General features: G+C 33.6%; 19 protein-coding genes. 6 read left to right on the top strand and 13 right to left on the bottom strand.

Annotated elements, in window-relative coordinates; genetic code table 11:
• Positions 1 to 128: 128 nt before the first annotated feature.
• Positions 129 to 1,238 (top strand): hypothetical protein, encoded by a 1,110-nt coding sequence (locus tag VB796_RS00895; RefSeq protein WP_323344622.1) that lies wholly within the window; start codon positions 129 to 131, stop codon positions 1,236 to 1,238.
• Between the two features lie 151 nt (positions 1,239 to 1,389).
• Positions 1,390 to 2,256 (top strand): bestrophin family protein, encoded by an 867-nt coding sequence (locus VB796_RS00890; RefSeq protein WP_323344621.1) that lies wholly within the window; start codon positions 1,390 to 1,392, stop codon positions 2,254 to 2,256.
• Here VB796_RS00890 and VB796_RS00885 read toward each other — a convergent pair.
• Positions 2,253 to 3,137: a 1-aminocyclopropane-1-carboxylate deaminase/D-cysteine desulfhydrase gene (locus VB796_RS00885; protein WP_323344620.1), complete on the bottom strand. Its 885-nt coding sequence runs from the start codon at positions 3,135 to 3,137 to the stop codon at positions 2,253 to 2,255. The two genes, VB796_RS00890 and VB796_RS00885, sit on opposite strands and share 4 nt — an antisense overlap.
• Positions 3,138 to 3,193: 56 nt before the next feature.
• Between VB796_RS00885 and VB796_RS00880 the strand changes: the two genes are divergently transcribed.
• The 3 genes from VB796_RS00880 (at position 3,194) to VB796_RS00870 (ending at position 8,835) form a co-directional block, all read left to right on the top strand.
• Positions 3,194 to 4,210 carry an RluA family pseudouridine synthase gene (locus tag VB796_RS00880; protein ID WP_323344619.1) on the top strand — a complete coding sequence of 339 codons (1,017 nt, stop codon included), beginning with the start codon at positions 3,194 to 3,196 and terminating at the stop codon, positions 4,208 to 4,210.
• 191 nt (positions 4,211 to 4,401) lie between these two features.
• A complete protein-coding gene (locus tag VB796_RS00875; protein ID WP_323344618.1) occupies positions 4,402 to 4,851 on the top strand; it encodes a GNAT family N-acetyltransferase in 450 nt (149 codons plus the stop codon).
• 189 nt (positions 4,852 to 5,040) lie between these two features.
• Positions 5,041 to 8,835, top strand: a complete 3,795-nt coding sequence (locus VB796_RS00870; protein ID WP_323344617.1) for a hydantoinase B/oxoprolinase family protein — start codon at positions 5,041 to 5,043, stop codon at positions 8,833 to 8,835.
• Between the two features lie 30 nt (positions 8,836 to 8,865).
• Here VB796_RS00870 and VB796_RS00865 read toward each other — a convergent pair whose 3' ends face one another.
• The 4 genes from VB796_RS00865 to VB796_RS00850 all read right to left on the bottom strand — a co-directional run bounded on the left by VB796_RS00865 (position 8,866) and on the right by VB796_RS00850 (position 12,452).
• On the bottom strand, positions 8,866 to 9,879 hold the full coding sequence (locus tag VB796_RS00865) for a GntR family transcriptional regulator (RefSeq protein ID WP_323344616.1): 1,014 nt from the start codon (positions 9,877 to 9,879) through the stop codon (positions 8,866 to 8,868).
• Positions 9,880 to 10,367: 488 nt separating this feature from the next.
• Positions 10,368 to 11,516, bottom strand: a complete 1,149-nt coding sequence (locus VB796_RS00860; protein ID WP_323344615.1) for an MFS transporter — start codon at positions 11,514 to 11,516, stop codon at positions 10,368 to 10,370.
• A gap of 11 nt (positions 11,517 to 11,527) precedes the next feature.
• The gene (locus VB796_RS00855) at positions 11,528 to 12,052 is read right to left on the bottom strand and encodes a 5' nucleotidase, NT5C type (RefSeq protein WP_323344614.1); all 525 of its coding nucleotides are present in this window, start codon (positions 12,050 to 12,052) and stop codon (positions 11,528 to 11,530) included.
• 10 nt (positions 12,053 to 12,062) lie between these two features.
• On the bottom strand, positions 12,063 to 12,452 hold the full coding sequence (locus VB796_RS00850; protein ID WP_323344613.1) for a VOC family protein: 390 nt from the start codon (positions 12,450 to 12,452) through the stop codon (positions 12,063 to 12,065).
• A gap of 116 nt (positions 12,453 to 12,568) precedes the next feature.
• Here VB796_RS00850 and VB796_RS00845 point away from each other — a divergent pair, with 116 nt between their 5' ends.
• The gene (locus tag VB796_RS00845; RefSeq protein WP_323344612.1) at positions 12,569 to 13,318 is read left to right on the top strand and encodes a DeoR/GlpR family DNA-binding transcription regulator; all 750 of its coding nucleotides are present in this window, start codon (positions 12,569 to 12,571) and stop codon (positions 13,316 to 13,318) included.
• Between the two features lie 313 nt (positions 13,319 to 13,631).
• Here the strand turns inward: VB796_RS00845 and VB796_RS00840 are convergent, their stop codons facing one another.
• From VB796_RS00840 to VB796_RS00805, 8 genes are all read right to left on the bottom strand, one after another.
• The gene (locus tag VB796_RS00840; RefSeq protein ID WP_323344611.1) at positions 13,632 to 14,228 is read right to left on the bottom strand and encodes a Crp/Fnr family transcriptional regulator; all 597 of its coding nucleotides are present in this window, start codon (positions 14,226 to 14,228) and stop codon (positions 13,632 to 13,634) included.
• A 389-nt stretch (positions 14,229 to 14,617) separates the two neighbouring features.
• Positions 14,618 to 15,073: a Spy/CpxP family protein refolding chaperone gene (locus tag VB796_RS00835; RefSeq protein ID WP_323344610.1), complete on the bottom strand. Its 456-nt coding sequence runs from the start codon at positions 15,071 to 15,073 to the stop codon at positions 14,618 to 14,620.
• 20 nt (positions 15,074 to 15,093) lie between these two features.
• Positions 15,094 to 15,531 carry a hypothetical protein gene (locus tag VB796_RS00830; protein ID WP_323344609.1) on the bottom strand — a complete coding sequence of 146 codons (438 nt, stop codon included), beginning with the start codon at positions 15,529 to 15,531 and terminating at the stop codon, positions 15,094 to 15,096.
• A 204-nt stretch (positions 15,532 to 15,735) separates the two neighbouring features.
• A complete protein-coding gene (locus tag VB796_RS00825; protein ID WP_323344608.1) occupies positions 15,736 to 16,296 on the bottom strand; it encodes an RNA polymerase sigma factor in 561 nt (186 codons plus the stop codon).
• A 122-nt stretch (positions 16,297 to 16,418) separates the two neighbouring features.
• Positions 16,419 to 17,378 carry a transketolase family protein gene (locus VB796_RS00820; protein ID WP_323344607.1) on the bottom strand — a complete coding sequence of 320 codons (960 nt, stop codon included), beginning with the start codon at positions 17,376 to 17,378 and terminating at the stop codon, positions 16,419 to 16,421.
• A 14-nt stretch (positions 17,379 to 17,392) separates the two neighbouring features.
• Positions 17,393 to 17,947 carry a hypothetical protein gene (locus VB796_RS00815; protein WP_323344606.1) on the bottom strand — a complete coding sequence of 185 codons (555 nt, stop codon included), beginning with the start codon at positions 17,945 to 17,947 and terminating at the stop codon, positions 17,393 to 17,395.
• Positions 17,941 to 18,954, bottom strand: coding sequence for an AAA family ATPase (locus VB796_RS00810; RefSeq protein ID WP_323344605.1), 1,014 nt, complete (start codon positions 18,952 to 18,954; stop codon positions 17,941 to 17,943). Before VB796_RS00810 ends, VB796_RS00815 begins: the two co-directional genes overlap by 7 nt.
• Positions 18,955 to 18,977: 23 nt before the next feature.
• Positions 18,978 to 19,835, bottom strand: coding sequence for a transketolase (locus VB796_RS00805; protein WP_323344604.1), 858 nt, complete (start codon positions 19,833 to 19,835; stop codon positions 18,978 to 18,980).
• Positions 19,836 to 19,842: the final 7 nt, after the last annotated feature.

Raw genomic sequence — 19,842 nt, 5'->3', positions numbered from 1 at the left:
TTTTGTTTTCGTTAACAAAAGCCTTTTGTATTTTTGTAAGTAACAACATACCACTTAATTTAACGTTTTGCATCTTAAATAATTATTAATTTTCGATTCAATAACGGTTAAATTTTATCCGATTCCTCATGAAGAAAATCATTTTTTTTGCTCTTTTTCTTCCGCCATTTTCCCAAAATATCTTTGGAATTGATTATTTCAAAGGAAATTTAAAAACTGCATTAGACTCCGCTAAAAAATCCGAAAAACTCATTTTTATGAATATTGCTGCCACGTGGAGTGGGGCATCTAATAGAATGGAAGAAACTGTGTTTCGTGATGACGAGACAGAAAATCAAATTGGTACACATTTTTTGCCAATTCGTTTTGATGCTTCGTCTGAAGAAGGATTGAAAATTCAACAACAATTTGGAATAACCGCTTTGCCTGCCTTTTTGGTAATAAATAGTCAGGGACAAATTGTACGTTTACGCATTGGTGAAATTTCATTGGAGGCATTCAGAACATTTCTAAAAGATGCTTTAACCGACCCCAACGGCTATCAAAATCTGGAAAAGGAAACTTTAGAATCTTTTAATTTAAGTATGAAAACGCCCAATGATTATTCGTGGTCGTCGTACAATTTTAACTATCTGATTTCAAAACCTGAGATAGCTTTGACACTCTATACCGCAAATAATTATCGTCCCAAAGGAGTAGCCTCCAAACTTGAGGTTTTCAATACTTTAGTGAATTGTGCCAGAAAAGCGGGCAAAAATAATAATATTGCTTTGCTGAGTGAATTACAGATTTATGCTGAAAAAATTGGGTTTGTCGGAAGAGAAAAGACAGTTTTTGAACTATTTTATCATCTTGAACGCAACGATGCTGAAGATGTACAAAAAAGTTTACTTGAATTTGGGAATAATAAAGATAGATTTTCAGATTTTCAGTTTACTGGTGTAGTTTTTTCTGAATTGGTGAGAAGTATTTCTGAAATTTATTATCGTACTGCTGATTCAGAAACATTACTTGCTACCCTTGAAAAAGTGAATTCCCAAAATTCGTTTTTTGAAAGAGTTTACCCAGAGCGAATTTATAAATACTATAAGTCTATTTTATTGACAAAGGTTGGACATTTGGAAGAAGCAAAGGTGATTGCTAAAACGATTATGAAAACGTATGAGTTTGTTCCTGCCGACAAAAACTACGATGAAATGATAACTGAGTTGGAAAAAATAGTCGATGAACGAGAATAATAATTAGATAATAGAGATTAGTGGATAGAATTTGTAATGGATAAAATCTCTAATCTCTAATCTCTAATCTCTAATCTCTAATCTCTAATCTCTAATCTCTAATCTCTAATCTCTAATCTCTAATCTCTAATCTCTAATCTCTAATCTACTTATGATAAATTACAATCCCAAAGAGTGGTTTACTTTTATTTTTAAACTGCATAAAGCTGACACTTTTAGGCAGTTATTGCCACTGTTATTTAGTATTTCTATTTATGTAGGAATTGTAGCATATTTGGAGATTGAGTTTTTTAAATTGGGTGATGAAAGCCATTTAAAGAACATCACAGTTATGCACGGGATGTTGGGTTTTGTAATTTCTTTATTGTTAGTTTTCAGAACAAATACTGCTTATGAACGTTGGTGGGAAGGTCGGAAATTATTTGGTAGTTTAACAAACAATTCCCGAAATCTTGCCATAAAATTGCGTGCAATTTTGCCAGTTGATAATGAAGTTATTCGTAACGAATTTCAACAAATTATTATAGAATATGCTTTTGCCTTGAAAAGACATTTGCGTGGACATCAACGAAATAGTGAATATTTTACCTCTAAAATAAATGTAGTTGAGGGTAGTCACAAACCAAATTACATTGCAATTTTACTATTTAAAAAGGTTCAAGAGTTACAAGTAAATGGAGTTCTAACGAGTGAACAACTTTTATTCTTAAATAATGAATTAAGTTCATTTACAGATATTTGTGGGGCTTGTGAACGGATTAAAAATACGCCAATTCCATTTTCTTATTCTGTTTTTATCAAAAAGTTTATATTTTTCTATGTGATGACTTTACCTTTTGGGTATGTTTTTACGTTAGGTTATTTATCAATTCCGATTGTCGTTTTTGTATTTTATGTACTTGCAAGTTTAGAGTTAATTGCGGAAGAAATTGAAAATCCTTTCGGTACAGATTCTAACGATTTACCACTAAATCAGATTTGTAAAAATATACAGAAAAATATTCAAGATATTCTTTAATTGATTCCGTCTAACTCTTTGCAACGTCCTAATAATCCGCCAGTATGAATCACAACAATGGTTGAATGCTCCTTGAAATGCCCTTTTTGAATTAAATCATAGACACCATACATCATTTTGCCTGTATAAACTTGGTCGAGTTTGATGCTTGGATTTCTCCTCTCAAAAGCTTTGATAAACTCAATTAATTCGGGAGTTGTTTTTCCATAATTTCCAAAAATGTAATCCGTAGAAATGTCAAATTCTGCTGATTCTGGTACTAATTTGGCAACGGCATTCCAGAGTAATCCTTTATCTTTCAGAACCGCAAAACCAAGTGCCTCTGTGTTTTCTCGTAATCCAGAAACGACTCCCGCTAATGTACCGCCTGTTCCTGAGGCAACACAAACATAATCAGGGGTGATTTCTGAATAAATTTCGTCCATCATTTCTACTACGCCTTTTACCGCTAATTCATTAGAACCACCTTCTGGAATTACATAAAATTCATTTTTGTATTGTCGGGTTATCTTATCTTTGAAACCATAATTTAATCTTGGCAGAAAGATTAAATCCATACCATTCATTTTTGACATGGTTAGCATTATATTGGACTTTGGGGTTAATTCTTCCCCTCTGATAAGTCCTGTGGTTTCAAATCCAAACTCTTTCCCTGCTGCTGAAGTGGCATAAACATGATTTGAAAATGCTCCTCCAAAGGTCATAAGTCTATTAAATCCAGTACTGCGTGCCTCGATGAGATTGTATTTCAGTTTTCTCCATTTATTACCAGTAATTTCTGGATGAATAATATCATCACGTTTTATATACAATTTTATAGGATAATTACTTAAAAGAGGGTCATTAATTAACTCTAAAGGAGAAGGAGGTAGTTGAATCATGGCAATAATTTTTTAAATTTGGGGTCAAATTAGCTATTGCTAAGAAACACAAATGTATGCAAGAATTAGAAGAAGACGAAGCATTATACGTTCATCATAATATCACAGTTGATAAAGGGCAAAATATCCTTAGAATCGACAAATATTTGATGTTAAAATTGCAAAATGCTTCCAGAGTTAAGATTCAGGAGGGTATTGATGAAGGTGCTGTAAAGGTAAATGGGGCTGTCGTGAAGGCAAGTTACAAGATAAAACCTTTAGATGTTATTACTGTTGAATTAACTGAACCGCCAAGAGATAATGAAATTATTCCACAGGACATTCCTCTGGATATTGTCTATGAAGACGATGAACTTTTGGTGGTAAATAAACCAGCAGGCATGGTTGTACATCCAGCACATGGCAATTGGGAAGGTACTTTGGTAAATGCTTTGGTATATCATTTTCAGAATTTGCCAACGCATCGAAACGGAGAAATTCGTCCAGGTTTGGTACATCGTATTGATAAAGATACTTCGGGATTATTGGTGATTGCCAAGACAGAACAAGCGATGACCCATTTAGCAAAACAGTTTTTCGACCACTCTATCGAAAGAACTTATAATGCTTTAGTTTGGGGCGAACCTAAAAATGACGAAGGTACTATTGAAGGACATATTGGTAGAAGTTTGAAAGACCGCAAAATTATGGCAATTTTTCCAGATGGTTCACAAGGAAAAGATGCCGTTACGCATTATAAAGTCTTGAAGAAAATCCGTTATGTGTCGTTGGTTCAATGTAATTTGGAGACAGGGAGAACGCATCAAATTAGAGTACACCTAAAGTCAATCGGAAATACTCTTTTTAATGATGAAACTTATGGTGGAAATAAAGTGCTTCGTGGTACAGTTTTTACAAAATATGAACAGTTTGTAGCCAATTGCTTTAAATTATGTCCAAGACAAGCTCTTCACGCAAAATCTTTAGGATTTATTCATCCTAAAACGGGTGAATTTATGCACTTTGAAACGGAGCTTCCTGAAGAAATGAAATCGGTGATTGCTAAGTGGGAAGGCTACGTAAATAATGAATAGATTTCTTGCGAAAGTCGTTTATGATTGAAAAATAGTGATTTTTTGAGCGAAAATCAGGTAAATTTTGAAAGCATAGCATAGCTACGGTTGAAAAATTTACCTGATTTGTAGCCTAAAAGGTGCTGGCTTTCACCTTAAACGACTTTCGCAAGAAGTCTAATAGGTGTTTTAGAGAATTAAACCAGAATAAAATGTCAATTGTAATTCGTGAAGGCATAAAAGAAGATGTGCCAGTGATGTTTGAGTTGATTAAAGAATTAGCTCTTTATGAAAATGCTCCTGAGCAGGTAACCAATACTGTCGAGCAAATGTATATTGACGGTTTTGGCGAAAATCCTATTTTTGGCTCAATTGTAGCCGAATTTGAAGGGAAAGTTGTTGGACTTGCCTTGTATTATTATCGTTATTCTACTTGGAAAGGCAAAAGACTTTATTTAGAAGATTTAATTGTTTCTGAAAAAATACGTGGAAAAGGATTAGGCGAGCAACTTTTAGAAGCAACAATTCAAAAAGCTAAAGATACAGCTTGTACAGGCGTTATGTGGCAAGTATTGGACTGGAATGAACCTGCTATCAACTTTTATAAGAAATTCGGAGTGAGGTTTGATTCTGAATGGTTAAACGTTCATCTTGATTTTTAAGTAATTATAGATAATCATATGACTTATTTGGAACTTCCCGAAAGTTTTAAACTTTCGGGAAGTTAGGCTGAATCACTAAATTTCACTTTTAATAAGTTATGGCTTAGTCTATAAATAGGTTTTAGAATTTAGTGGTTAGGGAAATGCCTTGATTGCTAAACCCTAAAACCTAACCCCAAAAACCTAATTATGACAAAATCTTTCCAGATTTCAATTGACACAGGCGGAACATTTACAGATTGTATTGCTACTGATAATTTTGGAACAGAATATCGTTGCAAAATACTTTCAAGTAGTAGTATTCGAGGTGAAGTCATTGAACAATTTTCGGCAAATAAATTTAAAGTAAAACAGTCTTGGTTATTGAAAAGAGATATTCTAAAAGATTATCTCTTTTTGATTTTAGGACATAATTTTCAAGCGTCGGTACTTAGTTTTGATATTCATGAATCTACTTTGGAAATTGACAAGAGTCTTCCAGAATATCTTCAAAGTCAAGTCTTTAGCTTTGCTTTAACCGCTAATGAAGAAGCACCAGTTTTGGGTGCAAGACTCATTACCGAAACAGCTTTGTCTGAATCTTTTCCACCAATAGAAATGAGAATTGGTTCAACCAAAGGAACAAATGCACTTTTAGAAATGAAAGGAGCAAAAACCGCTTTTATTGTCACCAAAGGTTTCAAAGATTTATTAGTCATTGGCAATCAAGCTCGTCCAGATATTTTTGCCCTAAATATTGTTCGTCCAGAGCCATTGTATAGTTTAGTTATTGAAGTTGAAGAACAGATTGATGCACAAGGAAATATAATTCAATCCTTAGTTTTAGATGAAAAAAACTTAGTTCAAAGTCTTGTAAATCAGGATATTGAGTCGGTTGCCATTTGTTTGAAAAATGCCTATCGAAATAATATTCATGAGCAACAGTTACAAGAAACGCTAAAAAAATACTTCAAATTTGTTAATATTTCTACCGAATTAAGCCCACAAATAAAGTTTGTTAATCGTGCAGAAACTACGGTTGTCAATGCGTATTTAGCTCCAATTATTTCTAATTATCTTCAAAATATTACCGATAAATTACCCAATAATTCCCTCAAAGTGATGACCAGTGCGGGCAGTTTAGTAAAATCAAACGCTTTTTATCCCAAAGATAGTCTTTTTTCTGGCCCAGCAGGTGGCGTTGTAGGAGCTTCTGTCATTGCTAAACAGGCTAATTATCAGCACTTTATTGCTTTTGATATGGGTGGAACCAGTACCGATGTCGCCCGTTATGATGGTAATTTTGAATATCAGTTTAGTCAACAAATTGGTAATGCTCAGATTTTTAGTCCATCATTAGCCATTGAAACAGTTGCCGCAGGTGGAGGCTCAATATGTACCTATGATGGTTATAAATTATCAGTAGGCCCAGAAAGTGCAGGTTCTATGCCAGGCCCTGCGTGTTATGGTGCTGGTGGACCTTTGACGATTACGGATGTCAATTTATTATTGGGACGTTTAGATGCCACTCAATTTTCAATTCCAGTTTTTCCTGAAAAAGCAGAAGAACGTTTGCAAGAAATTTTGCAAAATGCTCATTTTCAATTGAGTAAAGAAGAAGTTTTAGAAGGATTTCGGGCAATTGCGAATGAGAAAATGGCAGAAACTGTTCGCAAAATTTCTATCACGAAAGGATACGACACTCAAGATTATGCCTTAGTTGCTTTTGGTGGTGCAGGTGGATTACACGCTTGTGGCATTGCTGACTTACTAAATATTAATACCATTTTACTACCAAAAGATGCAGGAATATTATCAGCTTTTGGAATTTCAAAAGCCCAAGTAGAGCGTTTTTCTGAGGCTTCTGTCCTTCAAATTTTTGATGTTTTTTTAAATTCTAAACTCGAACAACAATTTTCTAAATTAGAATCTGAAGTCAAAAATAAGTTAATAGTTGATAGAATTTCCGAAGATAAAATCGAAATAAAAAGTCGCTTACTATATCTACGTTTTAAAGGACAAGACTCAAGTATAGAAGTTGAATGGACTGATTTTGAAGAAGGTATTAATAGTTTTAAAGAGAAATATACTTCAATTTTTGGACATTGGGTAGAAAACAGAGCCATCGAACTTGAAAGTATTCGGGTTATTGCAGGTGAAAAAAAGTATTCAGAACAATGTGAATATTCATTGTCTGAAAATTTAGAAATATATTTTCCAGAGCCTTCTCATTTTATCGAAGCATTTGTTGAAAATAAGAAAGAATCTGTCCCTGTCTATATCCGTGAAAATCTGAAGTCGGGGGCTAAAATCAAAGGATTTGCCTTACTGTTGGATAGGTTCAGTACAACAATTATTGAGAATGATTGGGAATTAGTCATCGATGATTTTGGAACTGGGCATATTACTAAAATTAAAGTTGAAAATACGATTCAATTTGCTGATAATCAATTGAATAATGAAGCTGCTCAGTTAGAATTATTCACTAATCGCTTCATGTCGATTGCTGAAAATATGGGTGTTTTATTGCAAAGAACTTCCTTGTCAGTCAATGTAAAAGAGCGTTTAGATTTCTCCTGTGCTTTGTTGGATGCCGATGCCGAACTGATAGCCAATGCCCCACATATACCTGTGCATTTAGGGAGTTTGGGCGTATGTGTGCGAAGTGTTTTAAAATATATTTCCATTGAAAAAGGTGATGTTGTTATCACCAATCATCCCAAATATGGGGGTTCTCATTTACCCGACGTTACCTTGATTTCTTCGGTGTATTCAGATGATAATCAATTGATTGGCTATGTGGTCAACCGTTGTCATCATTCTGAAATCGGTGGAATACGTCCTGCGTCTATGCCTCCATATTCTACAAATTTGGCAGAGGAAGGCGTTGTAATTCCACCGATGTATTTGGCAAAAAACGGAGAAATACACTGGGATACAATCAGAAACGTTTTGACTGCTGCAAAATATCCAACTCGTTCTGTCGAGGAAAATTTAGCTGATTTGAATGCCGCTTTAGCTGCCAACAGGAATGGAGAAATTGCTTTGCAAAATTTAGTCAAAAATTATGGGTTGTCCAACGTTCATTTTTACATGAATCGTTTGAAGGAATATTCTACTCAAAAAATGCAAGAACGTTTGCAAAATTTTGGTATTGGGACTTATGAGGCTGAGGAATTTTTAGATATATTACTCGATAATAAAGAAATTTATCGTTTAAAAGTAAAAGTTGAAATTGCTCAAAACGAATGTGTTATAGATTTTTCGGGAAGTGCCAAAACGCATCATGGAAATCTAAATGCGAATATTGCCATTGTTAACTCGGCAGTGGTTTATGTTTTGAGATTACTTTTAAATGAAAATATTCCATTAAATGATGGCATTTTAAAAGCAGTGAAGATTATTATTCCAGAAAAATCAATGCTGAATCCTGATTTTCCTGATAATAGTGAAGATTGTCCTGCGGTGGTAGGTGGAAATGTAGAAGTTAGCCAAAGATTGACCGATACTTTATTAAAAGCTTTTGGAATAGTGGCGTGTTCGCAAGGAACGATGAATAACTTTTTGTTCGGTAATGCTAAATTTGGTTACTATGAGACGATTTGTGGTGGGAGTGGAGCAGGAGAAGACTTTTCGGGGACTTCTGGTGTACATACTCACATGACCAATACTCGAATTACCGACGCTGAAGTGATGGAATTACGTTATCCCGTTTATCTTAATCGTTTTGAAATTCGGGAAAATTCAGGAGGAAATGGTATTTTCAAAGGTGGTAACGGAATTGTGAGAGAAGTTACATTTTTAGAAGATGTAGAAGTATCACTTTTACGTCAACATCAACAACAAGAGCCTTACGGTATAAGTGGTGGTGAAAATGGAAAAGTAGGCAAACATATTCTGGAGAAAACCGACGGAACAAAATTTACTTCCAACGAATTTTCTGCTCAAAAAGGTGATAAAATAACCATTTGTACGCCAGGTGGTGGAGGTTTTGGAAAAGCATAATAATTGTTATTTTATTGAGAGGAAATCTCGTTAAAGTGATTTCCTCTCAATAAAATAACAATTATTAACAAACCTGCCTTTTTCTCTTGATAAAATCATTTTTGCTGCTCGTTTTCCCATGATAGAAAAATCGTTTGAAATAACCGAAATTCCCTCTGCTAAGATTTCTTTTATAGGTGTATCATCATAAGAAAGTAGTCCAATATCTTCGCCCAATTTCCAGTGCTTTTTGTTTGACCAATTGATGAATCTCACTAAATCATTTTCTCTAAAAACCAAGTAAGCATGGTCTTTTTGAAGATGCTCTTCTTCTTCTAAATTAGAAATTATCTCATAGCTAATTTTATTTTCATTACAGAAACGCTCAAAGCCATTAATAATTCCAATTGGCGTGTACTGAAAACTTTTACTACTTAAAACCAAAGAAAGCGTTTGGTATTTTTTGATTAAATCCTTTGCCTCTGTTAGTCCCTGAAAAATATTTTGTTCAAAATCTTGGCATAAAATAGCATAATCATCGCCCAAATTCGGAGCATCAATATCAAGAATTAAGAGCTTTTCTCTTGGTATTTTTTGAAGAATATGCGTTACATCTTCCTTAAAATGAGGCATAACCACAAAAAAATTATAGTTGCCCAAATTATTCATCAAAAGATTTTCAAAAACCTTCAAATTGTGGTGATGAAAAAAAATATTCACATTTATACTTTCTCCCAATTCAGCAATAAGACTATCATAAAGTATTTCTTTGAATGGGGTAAGAGCATCAAATAAAACGAAAATATTTAGTTGATTTCGAGTATCCGTACTGGCTACATAAAAACCTTTGCCATGATGAGAAGTAACCAAGCCTAATTCTCTCAATTCATCGTATGCTTTTGTCACGGTCATTCGTGCAATTCCAGAACTTTCAGAAACTTCATTGATAGAAGGAAGTCTTTGCCCTCGCAAGAGAGTTCCATCTTCTATTGAGTTGATAATATGCTCAATTAGCTGTTGAAACTTGGGTTTACTTGAACTTGAAATAGAGGTGAAATTTTTCATTAAATGAGTTTTATAGTTTATGCTTGATGAACAAAATTACACTTTTTCATATTACTGATGATGATTAACACATTTTATCATAAAATATTGCAAAAAAATTTTGGATAGGCAAAAATATTTATATATTTGTGATACAATAAAATAGCATAGTATAGCATTGTTAAGTGATAGCTCAATTTTCAATGTTTAAAAATATCAACAATACCTTATTTTAAGGTTATTTGGTTAGTTTTTGTTTATAAAAATGGTTAATGGTGTACAGTGTCTGCGGGAGACCAATGGTGTCTCCGCAGGCAATTGTCTTTAAACAAAAACATTTAAAATAGAATCATACTTCTGAATAATTTAACTACTAAACCGTTTGATGGACAAACGGTTTTTTTGTGTATAAAAAAAAGCCAACTCTTACGAGTCGGCTTCCTTAACTTCTTCAAAAACAGACATCTAATCTTTTAAATAGCATTCTTCATTGAGAAATAAATTATATTTTACTTGATTTTATTCGTTAGAAATGCTCCCAACAATCCCAAAAACATAATTGATGATAGTGCAATTCTTAAAGAAGAAAATTCTGAAAGATAACCAATTAATACTGGTCCAATCAAGAAACCTGCCATACCAACGGTTGTTATTGCCGCTAATGCAACACCAGCCGACATCGTTTTTGAGTGTCCAGCTTCAGAATAAATTAGTGGAACAATGGTTGACAGCCCTAAACCTGTGATACCAAAACCAATAACAACTGAAATTGGATGTTGAAATATTAAGGCAATTGACATACCTGAAAATACAATTAAGCAATTGATTAACAATGTTTTACGTAGACCAATTGTGTGTACTATTTTATCTCCAAAAACTCTGCCCACAACCATGAGAATCGAAAATGCAGTAAAGCCTGCCGTTGCGTATCCTTGCGGATTATTTAGCACTTGTTTATAGTATAATACACTCCAATCCGCCATTGCACCTTCTGATAACATTCCACAAAAAGCGATAATTCCTAAGAGCATTAAACCTTTGTCTGGAATGGCAAAAAGTGGTTGAGATTCAGATGATTTTTGGTCTTGGGCTACTAAAAAACGATATACAACAATACCCAATATTATATCAATAATCGAAATGGTGGTTAAATGTAGAAAAGGTGAAATACCTTGATTTGCTATCAATCCCCCTAATGCGGCACCAATCATAAAACCTGTGCTAAATACCGCATGGAAAGACGACATGATTGAGCGTTTTAAGATTTTTTCTACATTTACGGCTTGAACATTCATTGAAATATTGAGCATATCACTGCCAAAACCAAAAATAAACAAGCCGATTGCCAACACATAAGGCACCTGAGCAAGTCCAAGAATTGGAAGGGCAATAACATAGAATATTAATGAGAAAATGGTGATATTTCTACTGCCAAATTTTTCAATAATGATTCCAGAAACTGGCAATGCCGTCAAACTACCAATTGGCATGGCAAATAAAACCGAGCCTAAAGCGGCATCGCTGAGTTGTAAAAACTCTTTTACATCTGGAATTCTTGATGCCCAAGAGGCAAAACTTATTCCGCAAAGGAAAAAAAGCGTATTTGTGGCAATTCGGGCATTTCGCCCATTATCTGAATTAATGGTTATGTTTTCCAATGGAGAATGGATTATAGTAAAATCGTTTCGATGTGTTTCCAAGAATTAACTCGTTGAAAATCAACTATGTGTTGATTGTGAGGAGCATCAAAAAGTAAACCTTTTCCTGTAAAGTTAATCAAGTTTTTTTCGTGGTCGTCAATTATATAATCAGCTTTAATCATCCATTTATGACCACAAAAAACGGTATGACTCCAACCAATGTATGGAAAATAATCTTCCAACCATTCTAATTTTTCTGACATTGAATTTGGAAATTCGGTTGCGGCAGAAACAATGAAAATTTCATATTTTTTATATAATTCTCCAATAACTTCTTGAGCATCAGGCATTAAAGGAATATCTCTAAAAAATCCTTTGTCCCATAATCTATGTCTTTGAGTGAGGTATTTTGCTTGGTATTCCTCTTTAATTTTTGGGTCAGAAATTAACATTTCTTTGGTGTAAGTTGTACCAAATGTTTCGTTTACCATGTTGATGATTTTTTGGCTTGTATCTGCCATTACGTCATCCATATCAATTAATAATCTTTGCATAATTTTACTTTTAAATAGTTATTTCAATTCTGTTTTTGTCTGGGTCAAGAATTACACTTTCATAATATCCGTCGCCAGTGGTGCGTGGTTCGCCTATAATTTCAAAACCATCATTTCTAAATATTTCGGTGATTTCATTAACTTTTTCTTTGCTTCCTACCGAAATCGCAAAATGAATTAACCCTGTATATTCATCGTAAATATTATTGATATTAGCAGGAATTCCCTCTTTTTCCATAAGTTCTAATCGACAACCATTTTCAAATGATAAGAAATACGAAGAGAAGCTTTTTTTAGGATTATGATATTTTTCATTTGCTGAAGCTTTGAAATATTTTACGTAAAAATCTTTCAAAATTTCCAACTGTTTTGTCCAAATGGCAATATGTTCTATTTGCACGTTATTTCGGTTTTATTCCTTTTTGTTAAATGATTGAACAAATTTACCGAATAAAAACGCATAATTGCAAATTTTATATTAAATTTGTGTGAAATAAAACGATAAAAACCGAAACTATGCTCAGAGAAGAACGTTTGCAGATTATCTTAAAAATGTTGGAAACCGACCAACGGGTATCTTCTGTTCGATTAGCAGAAATATTAAATGTATCGGATGATACCATTCGTCGTGATTTGAATGAATTGGCTGAGAATGGACTTTTGAAAAAAGTACACGGTGGTGCCATTCCAAAATCTCCGAGTCCCTATAAATTATCTGAAAGAATAAATATTGCCCATGAAGAGAAATTGGTTTTGGCGAGTAAAGCACAACAATTTTTTGAGGATGGACAAGTTATTTTGATGGATAACGGTTCTACTAATATGGAGGTTGCCCGTTTGATGTCTCCAGATTTGAAAGCTACGGTTTTTACAACCAGTATTCCTATTGCCCAAATTCTGTGTGAACACCCAAATATAGATTTATTTTTGTTGGGAGGGAAGGTTTTTAAAGATGCCCAAAATACTTATGGTTCAGAAGTGACAGAGCTTTTGAGTAAAATAAGAGCAGATGTTTTCCTTTTGGGTGTATGTGGAATGCACCACCAAATTGGAGTAACAATGCCAGATTGGGGCGAAAGTGTAGTAAAACGGAAAATGGTAGAAGTTTCAGAAAAAGTAGTAGCTTTAATTACAGCAGATAAGTTAAATACTGCCGAAAGCTATGTAGTATGTGGCTATCAAGAAATAGATGTGATGTTGGTAGATGATACCATTTTAGATATACAACTTACCGATTATAAAGCAAAAGGCGTAGTGATATTATAAGGATTCTAAAACTTAAAAAGTAGTATTTTCAATTGGCGAAAATACTACTTTTTAGGCAATCATAAATTTAGTGTGTTAGCTGAATGCTAAAAATTATTTTAAACATCAGTCACAAAAATATAAAATATTTGTAGTTTCTAAAGCCTTACCCTAAGTCATACTAAATTAGGTTGTTTATGATTGTTTGAGTGTAAGTGTTTGTTTATGAGTTGATTGTATGTTCTTTTTCTAATATTTTAGCGTAATATTCTCTGCATTTATTGATATATGTCAATATTTATTTTTCAATAATTATACAAACAGTTGAGATAATTTATCTTTTTGCTCGTAATCTACTCAATGTTTCGAGGGTTATACCTAAAAATGATGCAATATGTTTCACAGGAACTCTATTTGCTAAATGTCCATATTGTTTTAAAAAGAGTTGATATTTTTGCTCAGCATTTTTCAGTCTAACGATATATGCACGATGTTCAGCGTGCATATAATAGATTTCGGTGAGTTTTCTGACAGTAATATTAAATGAGGGATGTTTTACATAAAGTCGCTCTAAATCAACTTTACTAAGAGAAATCAGTTCGCAATCTTCCAGTGTTTGAATATTCTCATGGGTTGGTATTTGTAAAATAAAACTACAAATTGCCGATACTAATTCTCCATCTGCTGTTATCCAAGTGGTTATTTCTCGACTTTCATCGTTTACATACCCTCTCAGAACTCCTTTTTTTACAAAGTACATATTTGTGCAAATTTCTCCTGCTTTATGCAATATTTTACCTTTCTTGACATTTTTGGGGTAAGTATTTTTAATAAGAAATTGAGAAATAGCTTCTGTAAGTGGATGTAAATTGTTGGAAAATTCTAAAAACGGAATTGCTTCTTCTGGCGATGTGTGGTTGGGTTTCTTCACGAGATTAATAATCGAATTACAGATTGTTTCGCAAATTACAGGAATTTAAAGTTCTTACAAGTTTCAAACTGAGAAAATTAATTTGAGTCCTCATTTCTACCGAATTGAAATTTTTAAACCTCAGTTTTAGTAAAATAAAACGGAATTATCGACTGTTCGTCGCAAGACAATATTGGGTTACAGATAAGACGGATAAAACAGATTAATCCCCCTAATGGAGTTATGATTTTCATGCCAATCTGTTAAATCAGTACAATCCGTAATCTAATTTTATTCTGCGACAAATGGTAGATAGTTGTAATGTATCACTATTGGTCTGAATTGATTGTTTTGAAATAAAAAAACCTTCCTAATTTACTTAGAAAGGTTTTGAGAAAATGGGTCAGCAATTACTCTTTATAAAATTTATCAGATGCTTTATTTAGTTTCTTAACCAGCATTTGATTAAATAGTTGCTCTGTTTTATATAATTCGGAGATTTGACGAATATTGATAACTTTCAAAAACTTGCTTAAATACTCTTTTTCTAAGTCAACTTCTTTTTGTTTTAAACTCAAAACTTCTTTTAAATCCGCTAAAATTTTATCGTCAGTAGTCGTAATATTTCTACTTTCTGCGGTCATTTGGCGTATATTTTTTCTGATATCAGAGCGTTTTCTATCAAATTCGTCATAAATAGCCCAAAATCCTTTGGCTTGTTCTTCTGTCAAACTCAAACGATTTGTAATTAAACCAACTTTGGCGGCTTTAATCTTTTCTTTACCTCTTAATTGTTCATCTTGTGCTTTAATATTTGATATTGAAGCAAAGGTTATTAAAATAACTAAAATACTTAACTTTCTCATGTTTTCTATTTGTAAGGTGGTTAAATTTCCTCTTGGATATTGTCTATATCAATGCTTTGCAAAATATCTTTATCGCTAACTTTTAAATTGTCTAACAAGTCAGAATCTTGAAATTTGGCACTTTTATTATTTTCAAACTGTTCTGCTACGTCGGTTTGATTTAGATTTTCTTGGATTAAATAATTAACAATTTCTGTATTCTGAACGCCTGAAAGTGCTTCATTACCCAAAGAATCTTGCTTTGGCATTAAGGTAAAATACCCTAAAATTGCAATTGTTGAACAAGCGGCAATACTTGCCCAAGTTCTTTGTTTAGACCACGAAACCAAAGGAATAGTTTTCGATTTTCCAGAAGTCTGAGCTTGTACACGCATTGGAAGCTCATCAAAGTAGTTGTCAGGTACTTTGAAAATATTTTTTCGTGGTAAGTTTTCTAAATCAAATTTCTCGTTTTTCATCTTTTGAACCATATACTTAGAAAGAAATATAAATTCTATCATTGCAGTGGCTTTAATTTTTTATTTATAAATAGATATGCTTGAAAACTGGTAAATGTTCAATTTGCATTTTATTTATAAATCGACAATCTGATATTGTCATTTGTACTTATATATTAATCTAACTCTTTGATAATCTTAAATCTAAAAGGTTTAATGGAATGTTTAAAAAGGTGAATTTTTTAAATGTTCTTCAACTTTTTTGACTGCTAAGTGATAAGATGCTTTCAATGCACCCACTGAGGTGCCTGTAATTTCGGCTATTTCTTCATATTTCATCTCATCATAATATTTCATATTGAAAACCAAACGTTGTTTGTCAGGTAAAGTCAATAGAGCTTTTTGTAATTTCAGTTGAATTTCATCACCTGAAATCATATCAGAATCTTCCAATTTATTAGATAATTCTTCAGTAATATCGTTGATAGGCAGAAAAAAGCGTCTTTTTTTCTTTGCCAAGTGGTTTAATGATTCGTTGGTGGCAATTCGGTAAAGCCACGTAAATAATTGTGATTCTCCTTTGAAATTTTCTAAACCTTTCCATGCTTTAATGAAAGTTTCTTGGGTTAAATCGTCGGCATCGTCGTGGTCAATAACCATTTTTCGAATATGCCAATAGAGTTTTTGCTGGTAAATTCTTACCAGTTGGTTGAAGGCAAAGTTTCGAGTTTCTGCAACTGCAAATTTTGCTAATATTTCTGAATCAGTTAATTGTTTATCGGTCATTCAGAATTAAGTAGGACAGGTTTCTAACCTGTTGTTAACCAGACAGGTTAGAAACCTGTCCTACAAAAAAACTCCGCAAGAATTCTTCATTCTTGCGGAGTTTTATACTCACAATCAAAAAATTAAGAATTCTTACGTGCGATTGCTTTCATTGCTTTTTCAACAATAGAAGCAGCATTTAAACCATATTTTTCCATTAATTGAGCAGGAGTTCCTGATTCTCCGAAAGAATCTTCAACCCCAACATATTCTAATGGAGCAAGGTGTTTTTTGATTAATACTTGAGCGATTGAATCACCTAAGCCACCTGCAATTTGATGTTCCTCTGCTGAAACAGCACAACCAGTTTTACGTACTGAAGCTAAGACAGCTTCTTCGTCCAAAGGTTTAATAGTGTGGATATTAATAATTTCAGCGTCGATTCCTTTTTCTGCTAAAATTTCACCTGCTAAGATGGCTTCCCAAACTAAATGCCCTGTGGCAAAGATACTTACATCTTTTCCTTCGTTCACAGTCCAAGCTTTTCCAATGATAAATTCTTGGTCTGGAGCAGTAAAAATAGGTACAACTGGACGACCAAAACGTAAATAAACTGGACCAACGTGTTCAGCAACGGCAATGGTAGCCGCTTTAGTTTGGTTATAGTCGCAAGGGTTGATAACTGTCATACCTGGAAGCATTTTCATTAATCCTAAATCTTCCAAGATTTGGTGAGTTGCTCCATCTTCACCTAAAGTTAAACCTGCGTGAGAACAAGCAATTTTAACATTTTTGTCTGAATAAGCAACAGATTGACGAATTTGGTCATAAACACGACCTGTTCCGAAATTGGCAAAAGTAGTGGCAAAAGGAATTTTTCCACCGATAGTCAAACCCGCAGCAATACAAATCATGTTTGCTTCAGCGATACCAGTTTGGAAAAAACGCTCTGGATTTTCTTTAATAAATGCGTCTAACTTCAATGAGCCAATTAAGTCAGCACAAAGAGCTACAACGTTTGGATTAGTTTGACCTAAAACCTGCATACCTGCTCCGAAACCAGAACGAGTATCTTTTTTTTCTGTGAATGTATATTTTTTCATTAAAATATTAAATTTCAATTATTTGCGATTGATTGTAACTTGGTTAAAAAATATTTAGCACTTGGGCAATTGGGGTGATTAGCGGCATTTTGGATTGAGAAGCCAGCTTTAAGCATTTTTCTTGCGAGTCTTGGTTTACTCTTTGCAAAAGAAAACCCTTTTAATCTTATCATTTCATCAATTGGTTCATCATAATTTTCGGGATAATCTACATTGATTGTTTTTCCTAAAAAATGACTAATTGCAATACTATCTGCTAAGTACCAATTTTCAAACTCTTTGACTGCAACAACAATCTCTTGATTAGTAAAAACTGACAGTTTTTGTTTGGTGATGGTTATACATCCATCTTTATCTAAATCTAATAAAGTTAAAATGTGGGTTGCACCTTTATCAATTAAAATTTGTCGATGCGAGTTTATTCGCTCTTCATAAAATTGATTTTTTGAGCCAGTTTCTTGTACCGCTACTAATTCAAGATTCATTGTTTGTAAAAAAGATATAAAACTAAGAGAATTGAAAATGATGGTTTCACTTTCTCCTTCACAAATAATTCCAAGTTTTACCATGGAAGCCCACCTCCAAGAGCATTGGAAAGCCATGCTTCGTCCATTGGTAATCCATAAAGATTCAGATCTTTCTTTAATTGCTTTACCTTTGTTTCACCTTCTTTCTTATTGACTAAAATAATTTCATGAGGTTCTAATTGTGAAACCAACGACTGAGAATGCGTATTAAGCCAAATATAATGACCTTTTTCTTCACAAGCATATCTAAAAAGACCTACTAATTCTTTTATTACTTTTGGATTGAGTCCATTTTCTGGTTCTTCTATGCACAAAAATTGTGGTTCATCAGATTGGAAAACCGCTGTTAAAAGAGCAAGGATATTATAAGTACCGTCTGAAAGTAAATTTTTAGTGAAAGGTCTGTCAGTCCCCTTTTCATATATTACTAAAGTGTCTGTACCGCTTAATTCACTTGAAATTACTTCTACCCTTTCAAATCCAGGAATAAATAAAGAAAGCCAGTCTGATATTTCTTCCCTAAGAAGTGAATCTTTTAAAATTCTTTTTAATACTTTTTCAAGATTTGAAGTTGAAAGATTTAATTTAGATGAATCCGAAAATGGCAACTTTTCGATTTTTTGATTTGAGACAAATACTCTCGAAAAACCTTCATTAAAAATCTCTATTAATTTCTCTTCTAATTCTGTCTTTTCACTTGTTGTAACATTTGATAAACTAAGCACTCTGAAAGAATGAGGGTTTTCTTCCAAATCCTTTTTTGAAAAATACTGACCAGTTGTGTTTGTAACGAAAGTATCTGTCTCTATCGAATAAAAGTATTGATATTGAATATCATTATTTCTAAATGATTTTAGCTCTTCTTCTCCTCCAAAAAGCTTTAACTTTATTGAAACATCTAATGAAGAGCAAAAAAACTCCAACGCCTCAAAAATATTACTTTTCCCAGACCCATTCGGTCCAACAAAGACCGTAAATGGGTTGGGTTCAATGATTTCTAAATCTGCAATAGATTTAAAGTTTTTGATATGTAATTTTTTGATTTTCAAAATGCTAATTTTTTATTTTTGGATTAATAATCTCCCAAAGTCTCAGGTAGTTGAGCTAAAGCAGCCGCTAATTGCTCATCGTTTGGAGCAACACCGTGCCATTTGTGAGAACCCATCATAAAATCAACGCCAGCACCCATTTCGGTTGTCATCAAAATCATTGTTGGTTGTCCATTTCCAGAAAACTCACGTGCTTCAGCTAAAACTTTCACTACGTCAGCCATATCGTTTCCGTTCATTTTCATGATATTCCAACCAAAAGCAGCATATTTTGCCCCTAAATCACGGTTGTTCATTACTTTATCAGTTGGCCCATCAATTTGCTGACCGTTGAAGTCGATAACAGCAACTAAATTGTCAACTTTATGGTGCGGTGCGTACATTGCTGCTTCCCAAACTTGACCTTCGTTTTGCTCACCGTCACCCATTAATACAAATACTAATGAATCATCACCGTTCAATTTTTTGGCTTGTGCAGCACCAATTGCTACTGACATTCCTTGTCCCAATGAACCTGAAGCAATACGAATACCTTCAAGGTGTTCGTGCGTTGTTGGGTGTCCTTGAAGACGAGAATTTAATTTACGAAATGTTGCTAATTCTGAAGCAGCAAAGTATCCCGAACGTGCCAATACCGAGTAGAATACGGGAGAAATGTGTCCGTTTGATAAGAAGAAAAGGTCTTCACCGATACCGTCCATATCAAAGATTTTTGTGCCGTCTGGATTAGATTTAAGTTTCATTTGGTCAAAATATAGACCAACTAACAAATCGGCACAACCTAACGACCCACCTGGGTGTCCAGACTGACAAGCGTGTACTTGTCTAACAATGTCACGTCTCACTTGTGACGCAACTCCTTGTAATTCAGTAATTTGCATTTGTAAT

Source organism: Arcicella sp. LKC2W (genome assembly GCF_034931005.1).
In the GTDB taxonomy this organism is placed as follows: Bacteria; Bacteroidota; Bacteroidia; order Cytophagales; family Spirosomataceae; genus Arcicella.
Note: the sequence above shows the minus strand (reverse complement) of the source record. Positions and strands in the feature narration are given on the sequence as shown.